Below are 14,091 nucleotides of genomic sequence, written 5' to 3'. Positions count from 1 at the left end.
TTTATGGCCAATCATCACTTCCCTCCACCACTTGCGAATTCTGAAGGCGCTTGCGCATGTAACAAAAAAAGACCGCCCCCAAAGGAACGGTCTTTCCTCCCAACACAATCGCCCTATTACAAAGGCAGCGTATAATACTGAGCGCGTTGGCTCTCGTTCTGCTGATACATTACGATTAGCAGCGTGCGACCTTCTCGAACGGAAGGTGATTCAGCTACGGCTACAGCAGAGTTTGTGGTTTGGACAGACTCTTCTAAACTACTCTCTGTAACTCCCTGTATTAATGACTCAGAAGAAGGTACAGCCCCGTCGTTAGCATCGCCTGCTTCCTCTTCCTCTGAACCCCCATCCGCCCGTAGACCGCTGATGGATTCCAGTACCGCTTCAAGCGAGAACGGTAGCACTTCAAGCACCGTATATTTTTGCAGCTCTCTTTCACTGAGTCCGGCTTCTGCCAATTGCGCAGAGATTTGACCCGGATTAGCAGCGATATCCCTCAAGTAACTCGACCAATCCGACTTATCCAGCACGAAATCCCACCAGATTTTGCGAGGCTTATACTTGTGTCCTAGGAAATAATCAAGCTTCATTAGCCCAGTAATAATATCCATAGATGGAGTCCCACGATCTATCAAGAAGGACTGCAAACGGGTAAAGAGATCTTCTAGCTGATGCCCAATCTTTTGCCAGCCTCTCTCCTCCCAGTAGTCACCGAACTCCTGAAAGAAATCAAATGGTGAATCAAACACGTGACGGATCAAGTATTTGGCTGTATGGTCCATCCGGTGGCTGTTCCAGTATTTCTCCAGCACATCCTCAAGCCGCTTCAAACGAATAATATCCGAGAAGGTCATCATATGACTGCTAAGAATTTCGTAAGGGGCATGTTCCATATACGTATACTCATATTTTGCCGCCTGTGCACGCAGACCCGTCCCGCGAAGCATTTTGAGGAATCCAAGCTGCAGCTCTTCTGGCTCCATAACGAATACATCATTAAAGGTTTTGCGGAAGGTGGTGTAATCCTCCATTGGAAGCCCCGCGATCAAATCCAGATGCTGATCGATATTACGACTTTCCTTAATCTTCATTACCGTACGAGAGAGCTTCTTGAAATTCTGGCGGCGTTTAACAAGCTCGTTCGTCTCATCATTTGTAGACTGTACACCAATCTCAAATCTAAAGATGCCCGGAGGCGCATTATTCGACAGGAAATCCAGAACTTCTGGCCGCATGATATCTGCTGTGATTTCAAACTGGAACACACAGCCTTGATGATTATCGATCAGGAATTGAAACATTTCCATCGCATAGTTGCGGTTGATATTGAAGGTGCGGTCCAAGAATTTAATGATTTTGGCGCCATTTTCAATTAAGTAGAGTAAATCAGACTTCACTCGTTCAATATCATAATAACGTACGCCTACCTCAATACTGGATAAACAAAATTGACAGTTAAACGGGCACCCACGGCTTGTCTCAAAATAAACAATACGTTTGCTCAGATCTGGAATATCCTCTGGAAAACGATGCGGTGTAGGCAGCGTATTTAGATCGCTTTTGGGACGAGGTGGATTTACAATGATCTCCTCTCCCTTACGATAAGCAGCTCCGTACACAAAATGAAATTTCCGGTCGTCTCTCAGCTCCTGCAGCAGATGATGGAACGTCTCTTCTCCATCTCCGTTGACGATGAAATCAATGCCAGCTTCTCTCTTCATCCAATGCAGCGGCTCATAAGAGACTTCCGGTCCTCCGAGAACAATCGTAACCTCAGGCATCACTTGCTTAAGAATTCCGATCAGCTTAAGCGTCTCTTCGATATTCCAGATATAACAGGAGAAGCCAATCACATCTGGCCGTTTCTGAAACAAGTCGGACACGATATTCATCACGGGATCTTTAATGGTGTATTCCACCAAATGAATATCTTTAAATTCGTGCTCACTGTAGGCTTTAAGCAAACGGATCGCCAGTGAGGTATGGATATATTTTGCGTTTAGCGTGGTCAGAACGATTTTCAATGCTACACGACCTTTTCTACATTTCATTTTGAAAAAACTCTAGGAATGCCTTACCATACTTCCGGTATTTCACTTCCCCGACACCCTTTACCCTCAGCATTTCCGCTTCGGTCTGCGGGCAAACCACACTCATCTCACGCAGCGTTGCATCATTAAAAATGATATATGAGGGCACATGCTCACGTCCAGCCAACTCTCGCCGGATCAGACGCAGCTGCTCGAAGACGGTCTCATTGACTGCGGAAGGTGACAGGTCATGACCGCGACTACGAACTCGCGTACCAGATGCCGCACCTGCTCGTGACGGCCGCGCAACTCTCTGCATCACCTCACGCTGCCCGCGCAGTACTTCGGCAGCCAGAGGCTGAAGCCGTACTACTGGATACTGTCCTTCCGACAAGGCCAGATATCCCTCTGAGATCAGCACATTGATGCTCTCCGAGATTTCCTTCTCTGTCCGGCTCGACATCGCCCCATGCGTTGGCAGCTTGTCAAAACCATATTGCATCACTTTCTGATTGCGAGAGCCTTTCAGCACAGAAGCCACCAATGCTACTCCATAACGTTCCCGCATACGGTGGATGCAAGAGAATATCTTTTGCGCATCTACGGTCATATCTATAAGCTCTCGTTCATCTGTACACGAGCTGCAAATGCCGCATAACTTGTCCTCATGCTCCTCACCGAAATAATCCAGCTGGGCACTGCGCAAGCAGCGGGTAGTATAACAATAATCAATCATTTGCTGAAGCTTGCGATATTCGTTAGCTTTACGGTCCGTATCCTGTGGATTCTGCTCGATCAGGAACTTTTGCGTCATAATATCCTGTGCACTAAAGAGCAGGATACACTCACTAGGCTCACCATCACGTCCAGCACGGCCTGCTTCCTGAACATAAGCTTCCATGTTTTTTGGCATATTGTAATGAATTACGTAGCGGACATTGGATTTATCAATCCCCATCCCAAAAGCGTTCGTGGCCACCATAACCCGGATATCATCATATAGAAAGCCTTCCTGACTGTCTGCCCGCTCCTGATCATTCATACCTGCGTGATAGCGGCCTGCCGCTATTCCAGAAGCCTGCAGCCTTTGATATAGATCATCCACTTCTTTGCGTGTAGCCGCATAAACAATACCCGGCTGATGAGAATGCGTTGCTGTGTAATCCATGACGAATTCCCGCTTATTCTCTCCACGTAGCACAGACATCGCTAGATTATCTCTTCCGAGTCCAGTCATGAAAATACCCGGCTCGCGCAGACGCAGCAGCCGAACCATATCCTCCATAACCTCTGGTGTTGCCGTCGCTGTAAATGCAGCCAAGATTGGCCGTTCTGGCAGCTCGTTCACAAAAGGCGATACCGACAAATAACTTGTACGGAAATCATGTCCCCACTGAGATACACAGTGCGCCTCATCCACAGCCACACAGGAAATCGCCAGTTCAGCCATCTCCAGTCGGAACCAGTCCAGCTCTAGCCTTTCAGGTGCGACATAAAGCAGCTTCAAATCGCCGCGACGGGCAGCCCGAATCCGCTCATTTACTTCTTTCCCGCTTAACGTGCTATTAATAAAGGCTGCCGGAATACCTGCCGTGGTTAACGCATCGACCTGATCCTTCATCAGAGAGATCAATGGTGAGATCACCAGTGTCAGCCCAGGAAGCAGCAGTGCGGGAACTTGATAGCAAATCGATTTCCCACCTCCCGTAGGAAGAATACCGAGTGTGTCGCGACCTTCCAGCAAGTTCTGAACAATCTTCTTCTGACCATCCCGAAAATCCGGATAACCGTAATATTTTTGCAGCTCAGCCTGCGCCTGTTCAATAGTAGGTGCTTGCATCATCATATCTCTCATAACCCCTTAAGCGTTTCTATCTTTAGTTTAGCGGTCAAAAGTGTATTGAGCAACACTCCTTAACTATGGTCACCATGTTCTTCCTTTGAAATATTTACATAAAAGGCCTTCTTTTAAGCCAAGCTTTAAGAAGAGAGATTTCATAGAAGGGTGGAGCGACCGTGCAAAATTGGAAACAAAAATATACCTCTTTTAAACATAAGCCTGCACGCAAAGAGTCCTCTGCCCAGGACAATCGTCCGGTAAAGCCACTGGATTCCAGCCTGGAGAGCAATATAAGCTTCATTCAACAAGTCTTTGGAGAAGACAGCGATCTTATAGTCCGTAACTTCAAGGTGTACGGTAGACATGATGCGGCTATTATCTTTTTTTCTTCTGTGGTGGACCAGAATCAAATTCAGAACTATGTTTTAAAGCCATTAATGAATGTTTCCTCTGATCTCTCAGAAATTCCAAAAGATCTAAAGGATTTACCTGATTACATCTGGAGTATGACGGTACAAGTAACACAAGGTAACCGTACTAAGGATCTAAATACTCTAGCCTCTATCTTGCTGGAGGGAAATGTAGTTCTAATCATAGATGGAATGGATCAGGCACTTTACTTCAATCTGCGTAAAATTGAGCATCGTAGCATTGAGCAACCTCAAACTGAACAAGTCATACGCGGTTCGCGTGATGGGTTTATAGAGAATTTAGAATCCAATATCTCTTTGCTTCGCTATCGACTACAAACACCGGATTTTCGTGTAGTAACTGCCCCTCTTGGCCTACGAACGCGCTCAAAAGTATCTGTTTGTTATATCGAAGGAATAGCCGATCCAGGGCTAGTTCAAAAGGTGATGAAGCGATTATCAGCAATAAATGTAGACGGCATCCTTGATGCGGGGTATATCGAGCAATTCATAGAAGATCATCCCCTTTCCCCGTTTCCACAGGTTCAGCCAACCGAACGTCCGGATAAATCTATAGCCTCTTTATTAGAAGGACGAGTCATCATCCTTGTAGATGGCTCACCATTCTGCCTCATCGTCCCGGCGCTTTTCAATCAGTTCTTTCAGACGATGGATGACTATACAGAACGTTTTGTTGTAGGAAGCCTCCTAAGAATGATCCGCCTGATCGCATTATTATTTTCCCTTTTCTTCCCAGCCTTATATGTATCCATTATCTCTTTCAATCCTGAGCTATTGCCGACAGAGTTCGCCGTAGCAATAACTGGTGCAAGAGCTGGCGTACCCTTTCCAGCCGTATTGGAAGTTCTGATTATGGAAGTCTTCATGGAGGTGCTGCGCGAAGCAACCATTCGCCTACCGCAAATGATTGGCGGGGCTCTTTCTATTGTAGGTGTGCTTGTCATTGGTCAGGCAGCCGTAGCAGCAGGTCTGGCGAGTCCCACTACCGTAGTTGTTGTTGCTATAACGACTATAGGGTCTTTTGCCACACCCGCTTACAATGCTGCTATCTCTTCAAGAATGCTTAGATTTCCATTGATCATATTGGCAGGCTGCTTTGGCCTGTACGGAGTAATGCTTGGCACTATTGTTATTGTTAACCACTTATTATTCCTGGAATCGTTTGGCGTTCCCTACATGACACCCTTTGTGCCTACGATTTGGAAAGACCTCAAGGATAGTATCGTTCGGGTACCTTTATGGTGGATGCGAAGTCGCCCAAGCTTTCTCAATACACCTGATCCTGACCTTCTTGCGAAGGATATCCCCAAAATGCATACCGATCTGATTTTTAAGGAGAAAAGTGAAGCTGATGAATAGTAACCGCCCCATAACAACGATCCAAGTCATGGCTGTAATCATCAGTACGATTATAGGAATAGGAATCTTAAGTATTCCTCGTTATATGGCTGAAGCCGGAGACAGTGGTGCACCGCTCGTAACTGCTTCTGGCGTACCTGTTGCTTTTTTGGGTTGCTGGTTTACAGCGGTTGTCTGCCGAAAATTCCCTAACGAAACGTTGTTCGTATTCAGCCGCCGCCTTCTCGGAACTTGGCTCGCAGATATTTTCTCCATGCTTATTACTTTGTTTTTTGCTTTCTCTGCCGGGATCACCATGCGCCAATTCGGAGAAGTATGTGTTGCGGTTGTCTTTAAAAAGACACCAATCGAAGCAGTAATTCTCTTAATGCTCCTACTGGTTGCCTTATCAATCCGTAGAAATATTGTAAAATTCACTTATGTACATGTTTTTTATTTACCCTTTATTCTATTATCCGTTATCGCAATTATATTGGTAGCTATGAGAAATGTTGATGTTCTGAACCTGCTACCCCTCACCGGAAATTACACCACCTTTTCAAGCTTTTCCAAAGGAACAATTACATCCGCTGGCCTTTATCAAGGCACACTTGTCATCATCCTGCTGGTTCCTCTAATGAAAAAACCTCAACAGATCCTTAAAGCAGGCACTGTTGCGCTTGGTATCATTGGATTCATTTATGTAATGATCGTGTGGGTCACTCTAGGCATGTTTGGAGCTCAGGAAACCAAATTACTGTCCTATCCAACCCTAGAAGCAGCTCGCTCCATATCCATCGGCGCAGGACTATTAGAACGGTTTGATGCTCTTTTTATAATAATTTGGGTGATTTCTATATTCACTACCATTTTTACGAACTACTACTTAGCCGCATACTCTCTGCAACAAGTGCTGCGGCACAAGGATCACCGCCTAATATCCAGTTTCTTACTTCCACTTATCTTCACTTTTTCACTTTTGCCGAGAAACATTTTTCAGGTCTATTCATTTGCTAGCATTACAGCGATAATCGGTTTGATTTTTTTGACCTTCTATCCTCTTTTATTATGGTTAGTCTCTTTAATCCGAAATAAAGGAGCCATTTCTCATGAATGAAAAAATTTATAAGCGTGTAGTTCTTATTTTTATTCTCTCACTCCTGTCTGGATTGCTCGCAGGTTGCTGGGACCAGCTCGAAATTGAAGATCGTGCATTGGTGCTAGGGTTATCCATTGATTCCGTCCCTCCAGACAGCAAAACAAATGATGACCAAACCACTCATCTTAAAAGCGCAAATATTAACCTACCCCAAATTCGTGTAACCGCCCAAATTGCGGTTCCGGGAAGAGTTCCACTCGGACCAGGCAGTGGGGGTGAAGGCGGAGGCGGGAATCAAAATCCAGTATGGGTCGTAGAAGTATACGGGTACACATTAGATGACGCCATGAACAATTTGCAGCAGCAAATTTCTGATCCACGTTATCTAATTCATTTACGAGTAATTATTATTAGTGAAGACATAGCAAGAAAAAGCATGGACGACTTAAATGATTATTTGCGGCGAAATCCAGAAGTTCGTCGCCGGACCTGGCTGCTAGTATCCGAAGGGGAAGCTGCCAAATTCATGAATATTAATCCTCCACTGCAGCGAGTGCCGACCCTTTACATCCTCTCCACCATGGAAAAAGCAGTGACATCGGGGAAATTTCCCGCTGATTATATAGGTGTATTCTGGTCAGCAGATTCCAAATGGGGCGAAAGTGGTTATCTGCCTTACGTCTCATTACATCAGGAAGACAATATCATGATTAAAGGCCTAGCTTACTTTAGTGGTGGAGTGATGGTCGGTTCGACGATTCCGATTGAGATTGGAGCATATATGTCCATGAAGGGCATTAATCCCGGGGGATACTCCGATCTTTTTTATGCTGATGAATTCGGTCCGGTGATGCTCAAGGTCAACGACCGGTTCACGAGGGTGAAAGTTCAATTCAAAGCGGGCAAACCTCACATCACCTATAACCTCTCTTTAGAGGCGGCTCTAGATGAGCATTTACGTAGTAATATCCCTATCGATTCCAGCCGTTCTTTAGAGAAGATTGAAGATATCTTTCAAAAGAGAGTGATCGGTATTTTCAACCACCTTATTGAAGAAACTCAACAAGCACATTCCGATGTCTTTGGCATGGGTGAATATATTCGTGCATATGCTCCCTCCTACTGGAAAGCACATGTTCGTGACAAACATGACTGGGAGCAGCAGTATTCCAATCTCAGTATTGAAGTTAAGTTGAAAATTCACATCGACAGAGTAGGTCTTAAACAAAATTAAATGACGTTTATAGGAGGCTCTACTATGCTCTATCACCAGCTAACCTACGTAATTGTTGCGCTGCTGATCTCCAGTGTTCTGTTGCTTACTGTGGATACTAAAATATATGCAGTCAATGCTATGCACCGGGAAAAGAAATACGCTAATGTGATCGGTTGGATATATTTCAGCTTATTCCTGCTGATAGGACTAGCTCAGCTATTCTATCTATAAATCGAATTCGTTTCTTGCTGTCCTTCACATAGTATTTCTTAACCGCCCATGGTATATTGAGGAGTACAATATTAAAGGACGGAGAATGCAGTCATGAACACAAGAAGAAATCCTAAAGAAACAGCCAAAAGAGGTACTCGTTCCCACAGCAATTCCCACAGCAAGCCAAATGGCAAGCTTAATCATAAAGCTAAAGCACCCGCAGCGCCCAAGTCTTTTACAGTAAATGAACCTTCTGAGCTGTTACCCTTCTTACTCATCCATATCACAGGCCGTGGACGAAATGCAATTAAATCTATCCTCTCGCGTGGACAAGTAGCAGTGAATGGCAAAGTAGTCACACAGCATAATTTTCAATTACATTCGGGTCAAACTGTGACGATTGATCAAGAGAAGCCTGTACAAGTAGCGGAAATGATCGGACTCACCATCGTCCATGAAGATGATGATCTAATCATTATTCAGAAGGATGCTGGACTGCTGTCGATTGCCACTGCGGAAGAAAATGAATTAACAGCTTACCGCCAGCTTATGGAGCATGTCCGCATCAGCAATCCTAAGAATCGAATTTTTGTCGTGCACCGCTTGGACCGCGATACGTCTGGGGTAATGATGTTTGCCAAAAGCGAACGGATCCAGCAAGCACTGCAAACTACGTGGAAGGATACCGTGAAAGAACGTTCTTACGTAGCTCTAGTTGAAGGCGCCGTTAAAAGACCTGAAGGTACAGTGAGCTCTTGGCTAAAAGAAACCTCTACCCTGAAAATGTACTCCAGTCCTCATGAAGGCGATGGTCTACATGCGATCACACATTATAAGCTCATTCAGGCGAACCGCCACTTCTCGTTGCTTGAGGTAAAGCTTGAAACTGGACGCAAAAATCAGATTCGTGTTCATATGGCAGATATCGGCCATCCGATTGCAGGAGACAAGAAGTATGGTGCAGAGACCAAAACGGTAGGTCGCCTCGGTCTGCATGCTCGTGTACTTTCTTTTATTCATCCTACAACAGGAGAGTTAATGACCTTCGAAAGCCCAATTCCGAAGACATTCCTGAAATATACCGCACCTGCACCTACGAACTGACAAGATCACATTGAACACCCATTCATCCTAAGGGGGCTGATTACAGTGGAGCTTACTACACTACAATCGCTACAATAACTTAACAAAGAATGGGTGATTAGCTATGACAACAGCACATCATTATGAATGTATTGAACGTTTACCCACGACTGAGGAGCATGCCTCCTTATGGGAAGCTGTCGGTTGGGGGAACGTGAATACGGAAATGACCGCAGCCTCTCTGGCTCATTCGGTGTATGGTATGGTCGTTGTACAGGAAGACAAGGTTATCGGTATGGGGCGGATCGTCGGCGATGGTCATATGTATTTCTATATTCAGGACGTAGCCGTGCTTCCCGAATTTCAGGGCCAAGGCATTGGTAATGTCATTATTGAGCAGCTAATACACTATATTCGATCTCATTGTTTTTCTGGCGCGTTCGTCGGACTTTTCGCATCACATGGGAATGATACCTTTTACGAACGATACGGCTTTCAGAATCATGCCCCGGGTATGACGGGCATGTTCAAGGTCATGGAGTAACAAGCGAAAGATGCCCGGTCCATATGGTCCCTGGGCATCTTTTTCACTTCTATTTAGATCATGTTACAATACTAATAAACAAAAGAAGGTGCCATTATTGTTCCATCCTACTGTCTTCGATAATATTAAAATTGCTTTTGAGAACCAAATCTACGATTACGATAATTTGGACGGAATTCTAGTAGTTACGGATCGTTCCGACCTTCTGAATATGGCATTGATGTCCAGAGAATTTAGCCTTTCCTTCCAATTGACGGCTGGCAGGAGCGTAACCGCCGAAGTCTTTCTTACTTCATCTGTGAAAGATCTTAGCGATGAAATATTGGAAGTGCCTAACACGGATCCCGGTTGCAATCTTTCGTTACGTTTTTATATGGAGATCGAAGATATTCCTGCTGAATGTCAGGCAATCGAGAGTATTCTCAAAGCGATCTGGGGGCCTGAATTCCAGCCCGTGCAATCTTTAAGCTTCATTTATGGTCAAGAAGGTGAAACCTACAACAACTGCATCGAGCTGCGATTCAAAAGGCAAATCACGGAGGAGCAGATGGAGGACATTCCGAACCTGCTGAATCATCTTCTGCAAAGTGTAGAAGAACTGGAATCTTTCTCCGTATAATCCCTACTGCACACCGTTCGTACTTTGGAAAAAGAGGTGAGCCAGAAATGAAATTCCTGCCTGCTACCAAAAGTAACCGTTGGTTTATCTGGATGGCTGTTTATGGTGTTTTTCTGTGGTTGCTTTTCATTCTGCACAGATTCGTTATGATGGCTCATACATTAGATGTCACACTCTTGCTGCGCTTCGCACTCTTTTCCATTATTGTATCTGGTATCGTTAACGTCTTAGCGTGGTTCGGAGCTCGTCTACTCTGGTTAATCACTACAACAGGAATAATCATCGGTTCAGTAATTATGCTAAGCTACACCTATAGAGAGATGTCCGGTTGGGAGGATCTCGCGGGACTCCTTGCTTTTTTCTTTTTTACATGTGGAGGATTTGTACTCGGTTTATTGGCGGAAGGAATTCGTCTGCTAGTTAAGCAGTGGCCGAAAGCTTGAACGGAGGAGATGATCGATCGTTGTCCAATTCTTTTCTAACCAAAAATGCATTGTCCCATTCCTTAAAAGAACTAATGGAACATACGTCGCTCAATAAAATTACAGTCAAACAGCTCGTGGACCATTGCGGACTAAATCGACAAACTTTCTATTATCATTTTCAAGATATATTTGATTTACTCGGTTGGATCTATAAGACTGAGGCTGTAGAGAGCATCGCCCAGTATCGTAGCTACAGTACGTGGACGGACGGTTTTTATAGAATCTTCTGCTATATCGAACGAAATAAAACCTTTTGCTGCAACACCTTGAACTCACTGGGCAGAAATCATCTGGATGCGTATCTATACGAAGTGACGAATGATCTCATTATGGGTGTCATAAACGAACTGTCCGCCGGGATGGAGGTTAGCCACGAAGATAAACATTTCATTGCTAACTTCTATACACTGGCCTTCACAGGCCTTGTCATTCAGTGGATGAGAGACGGGATGAAGGAGCATCCGGATCACATTATCGAGAAGCTAAGTGTACTCATTGAGGGGAATTTTCTAAAAGCTTTGCACAAATATGAGAACAAACCGTTGTAACCTTTGGGTTCAGCGGTTTTTTTGTCTAAAAACTAGACACATAGACCGTAATGACTAAAATCCATACACTCTAAAAGGATTGATTATACCTTCGAAATTGGAGTTGGTTTACATTAAGAATGTGATTATTTCAACAACAACTTGGAGGCGACCATTGTGAAAAAAGAGTACGGTAATAAACAGGTTTATTTTGTCGGTGGCGGAATTGCATCCTTAGCGGGCGCGGCTTACCTGGTCAGAGACTGTGACTTTCCGGGACAGAACATTCACATTATTGAAGAGATGAAGATTCTCGGTGGCAGCAACGACGGCGCAGGTGACGCTGAGCACGGTTATGTCATTCGCGGTGGCCGAATGCTCAACGATGAGACCTATGAGAATACATGGGATCTACTCATGTCGATTCCCTCCCTCGACCATCCTGAGAAATCCGTTAGAGAAGAGATTATAGAATTCGATACCGCCAATCCAACACATGCTAACGCTAGACTCGTTAACCGCAACGGTGATGTGGAAGATGTATTATCCATGGGCTTTGATATGGCTGACCGGCTTGCGATGGGTAAATTAATTATTACACCGGAAGAAAAAATGGGGAAAGCTCGGATTAACGACTGGTTTGGTCCACACTTTTTCACCACGAACTTCTGGTATATGTGGGCTACTACTTTCGCCTTCCAACCTTGGCATAGCGCGGTAGAGCTTAAACGATATATGATTCGCTTCGTTCATGAGTTCCCAAGAATTCAAACCCTGGAAGGCGTAACCCGTACTCCATATAACCAGTATGATTCCATCATCTTACCTATGCACAAATATCTCGAAGGCTTTGGTGTAGACTTTACATTGAAATGTACAGTAACTGACCTGCAGTTCAAAGACGGAGATGGCATTACCGTAACCCAAATGAACGTCCTGCGCCAAGGTGTCCCAGACGTTATTAACATAAGCGAAGACGATATCGTAATCGTCACGAACGGCTCCATGACTGAAGGATCGAGCCTTGGATCCATGACCTCTGCCCCACGTCTCAATGGGAAGGGTAGCTCATGGAAGTTATGGGAGAACATCGCTGCCAAAAAACCAGGTCTCGGCAACCCATCCTCCTTTGATGATCATATCGATGGTTCAAAATGGGAGTCCTTTACCGTAACCTTCCAAGATTCCAAATTCTTCGATCTTATGGAGAAATTCACTCGTAATCGTGCAGGTACTGGCGCATTGGTTACCTTTAAAGATTCGAGCTGGTTAATGTCCGTTGTATTAGCTTTCCAACCGCATTTCCGCAATCAACCAGAGCATGTAAAAGTATTCTGGGGTTACGGTTTGTACCCTGACAACGTAGGAGACTTCGTGAAGAAGAAAATGAGCGAATGTACCGGTGAAGAAATCATGGAAGAATTAATCGGTCATCTTCATTTCGAAGAACATAAGGACGAGATCATGGCAACTGCTAATTGTATTCCATGTATGATGCCTTATATCACTTCACAATTCATGCCTAGATTAAATAGTGACCGACCTAAAGTAGTTCCTGAAGGCTCCACTAACCTTGCCTTCGTTGGCCAATATTGCGAAATTCCAGATGATGTTGTATTCACGGAAGAATACTCTATCCGAGCAGCAAGAACTGCAGTATACACATTGCTCGGCATTAACCGGCCTATCGAGCCAATCAATCAACATCAGTACGATGTCCGCACCTTGTTCACAAGCTTTATCACTTCTTTTAGATAAACACATCATAAAAAGACAAGCGCTCCCGTATAGATTCGGGGGCGCTTGTCTTTGTAGTGTGTAAAACAGAGCAGAGTTTCGGAATTAAAAAAAGAAGAAATGGATACTTCTCCATCTCTTCTTCTCCACACTATACGAACTTTATATATTGCAAGATCCATCTGCGCAGCCATCATCCCTGGATACTTCGGATTTTCCATTGCCAACCACCTGCAGCGTTGGCCCTGCTTGCTCCTCCGCCCAGACAGTATCCAACACCTCTGTAAATACAGGTCCTGGCTGTGCACCGGATAACGCATATTTATTATTGAACACGAAGAATGGTACACCGGTAATATTAAGACGGCTTCCTTCCTTGATATCGCCGTTCACTTCAGCTGTGTAAGCATCTGTCTCCAGCATTTCCGCAACTTCTGCCTGATCCAGCCCTACCTCGGCAGCAAGTGTAGCAAGTACACTGCGGTCTCCAAGATTCAATGAATCCGTAAAGTAGGCACGTAGCAAACGTTCGGACATTTCTGCACCTTTTCCTTTTGAGCTTGCAAAGTGACTCAGGCGGTGGCTGTCGAAAGTATTCGTATGCTTCACTGTATCAAAATTGAATTCCAATCCCACATCTTGTGCTTGCTCAGCTAACTGAGCATTCATTGCTTTTGCTTTTTCGATTGACATGCCGTATTTGGTAGCCAACAGCTCATGAATATTCTTATCTGTACTCACCTCTGCGTGTGGATCTAGTTGAAAGCTACGGAATACCACCTCTACTTGATCACGGTTCGGGAACTGACTCAGCGCATTCTCCAAACGTCTTTTACCAATATAACAAAATGGACACGCATAATCGGACCAAATATCTATTCTCATGAAAAAAACCTCCTAATATTATTGTTCATTTGTAACTGCTGAAT

Annotated in this window: 13 protein-coding genes; 10 read left to right on the top strand and 3 right to left on the bottom strand. The window is 44.6% G+C overall.

The features are described 5' to 3' along the window. Positions 1-116 precede the first annotated feature (116 nt). Both MKY99_RS06520 and recQ read right to left on the bottom strand, forming a co-directional pair. Positions 117-2,024, bottom strand: a complete 1,908-nt coding sequence (locus MKY99_RS06520) for a B12-binding domain-containing radical SAM protein (RefSeq protein WP_339271520.1) — start codon at positions 2,022-2,024, stop codon at positions 117-119. Positions 2,025-2,040: 16 nt separating this feature from the next. Continuing rightward, entirely contained in the window at positions 2,041-3,876 is a 1,836-nt protein-coding gene (gene recQ / locus MKY99_RS06515; protein WP_042185693.1) for a DNA helicase RecQ, read from the bottom strand. Between the two features lie 170 nt (positions 3,877-4,046). On the opposite strand from recQ, the gene MKY99_RS06510 reads away from it, so the two are divergent. The 10 genes from MKY99_RS06510 (at position 4,047) to MKY99_RS06465 (ending at position 13,183) form a co-directional block, all read left to right on the top strand. Continuing rightward, positions 4,047-5,660 (top strand): spore germination protein, encoded by a 1,614-nt coding sequence (locus tag MKY99_RS06510; RefSeq protein ID WP_339269414.1) that lies wholly within the window; start codon positions 4,047-4,049, stop codon positions 5,658-5,660. After that, a complete protein-coding gene (locus MKY99_RS06505; RefSeq protein WP_339269412.1) occupies positions 5,653-6,756 on the top strand; it encodes an endospore germination permease in 1,104 nt (367 codons plus the stop codon). The genes MKY99_RS06510 and MKY99_RS06505 overlap by 8 nt, the downstream gene beginning before the upstream one ends. Beyond that, the gene (locus tag MKY99_RS06500; RefSeq protein ID WP_339269410.1) at positions 6,749-7,972 is read left to right on the top strand and encodes a Ger(x)C family spore germination protein; all 1,224 of its coding nucleotides are present in this window, start codon (positions 6,749-6,751) and stop codon (positions 7,970-7,972) included. Before MKY99_RS06505 ends, MKY99_RS06500 begins: the two co-directional genes overlap by 8 nt. Positions 7,973-7,996: 24 nt before the next feature. Beyond that, positions 7,997-8,185 (top strand): CLC_0170 family protein, encoded by a 189-nt coding sequence (locus MKY99_RS06495; RefSeq protein WP_149645127.1) that lies wholly within the window; start codon positions 7,997-7,999, stop codon positions 8,183-8,185. A 93-nt stretch (positions 8,186-8,278) separates the two neighbouring features. After that, positions 8,279-9,271, top strand: a complete 993-nt coding sequence (locus MKY99_RS06490) for an RluA family pseudouridine synthase (RefSeq protein ID WP_339269408.1) — start codon at positions 8,279-8,281, stop codon at positions 9,269-9,271. A gap of 103 nt (positions 9,272-9,374) precedes the next feature. Further along, complete coding sequence (locus tag MKY99_RS06485) at positions 9,375-9,794, top strand: GNAT family N-acetyltransferase (RefSeq protein WP_339269406.1); 420 nt, start codon at positions 9,375-9,377, stop codon at positions 9,792-9,794. 97 nt (positions 9,795-9,891) lie between these two features. Further along, on the top strand, positions 9,892-10,413 hold the full coding sequence (locus tag MKY99_RS06480) for a hypothetical protein (protein WP_042185682.1): 522 nt from the start codon (positions 9,892-9,894) through the stop codon (positions 10,411-10,413). 47 nt (positions 10,414-10,460) lie between these two features. Beyond that, entirely contained in the window at positions 10,461-10,856 is a 396-nt protein-coding gene (locus tag MKY99_RS06475) for a hypothetical protein (protein WP_339269404.1), read from the top strand. A gap of 20 nt (positions 10,857-10,876) precedes the next feature. Beyond that, positions 10,877-11,446 carry a TetR-like C-terminal domain-containing protein gene (locus MKY99_RS06470; protein ID WP_042125036.1) on the top strand — a complete coding sequence of 190 codons (570 nt, stop codon included), beginning with the start codon at positions 10,877-10,879 and terminating at the stop codon, positions 11,444-11,446. 156 nt (positions 11,447-11,602) lie between these two features. Then, complete coding sequence (locus MKY99_RS06465) at positions 11,603-13,183, top strand: oleate hydratase (protein WP_339269402.1); 1,581 nt, start codon at positions 11,603-11,605, stop codon at positions 13,181-13,183. Positions 13,184-13,324: 141 nt separating this feature from the next. On the opposite strand, the gene MKY99_RS06460 is transcribed toward MKY99_RS06465, so the two are convergent. Further along, on the bottom strand, positions 13,325-14,047 hold the full coding sequence (locus tag MKY99_RS06460) for a DsbA family oxidoreductase (protein WP_339269401.1): 723 nt from the start codon (positions 14,045-14,047) through the stop codon (positions 13,325-13,327). Between the last annotated feature and the right edge of the window lie 44 nt (positions 14,048-14,091).

Origin of the sequence: Paenibacillus sp. FSL R5-0470 (genome assembly GCF_037975205.1) — a bacterium.
Classification (GTDB): domain Bacteria; phylum Bacillota; class Bacilli; order Paenibacillales; family Paenibacillaceae; genus Paenibacillus_AQ.
Note: the sequence above shows the minus strand (reverse complement) of the source record. Positions and strands in the feature narration are given on the sequence as shown.